Annotated in this window: 1 tRNA gene and 1 rRNA gene; both read right to left on the bottom strand. The window is 52.6% G+C overall.

Features of this window, described 5'->3' with window-relative positions:
* Positions 1-47: 47 nt before the first annotated feature.
* Positions 48-124 (bottom strand) — tRNA-Ile (locus EE949_RS00105).
* 179 nt (positions 125-303) lie between these two features.
* Positions 304-405, bottom strand: a 16S ribosomal RNA gene (locus tag EE949_RS00100); the annotation flags it as partial.

Here is a 405-nt window from a genome sequence, read left to right as displayed (position 1 = left end):
CCCGTATCCGGGTGTCGTACGCGCTCTGACCAACTTCACCAGGTAACTGGTGGGTCTGGGCAGATTCGAACTGCCGACCTCACCCTTATCAGGGGTGCGCTCTAACCAACTGAGCTACAGACCCAATTTCTAGCTACTAAAGCCGACCTCACCCTGCTCTTTACCACAAAGCATGGGGTTCGATCTAACCAACTGAGCTACAGACCCAATATCGGGTGTGCAAAGCAAAAGCTGCTTCTAATCGTCTTCTTCAATGAATCAAGCAATTCGTGTGGGAGCTTGTGCTGCAGCTGAGTCGTCGATTAAGGAGGTGATCCAGCCGCAGGTTCCCCTACGGCTACCTTGTTACGACTTCACCCCAGTCATGAATCACACCGTGGTAACCGTCCTCCCGAAGGTTAGACT

This window comes from Pseudomonas viridiflava, from assembly GCF_900602065.1.
GTDB lineage: Bacteria > Pseudomonadota > Gammaproteobacteria > Pseudomonadales > Pseudomonadaceae > Aquipseudomonas.
The sequence above is the reverse complement of the archived record's forward strand: the minus strand, read 5'-3'. Positions and strand labels throughout refer to the sequence as shown.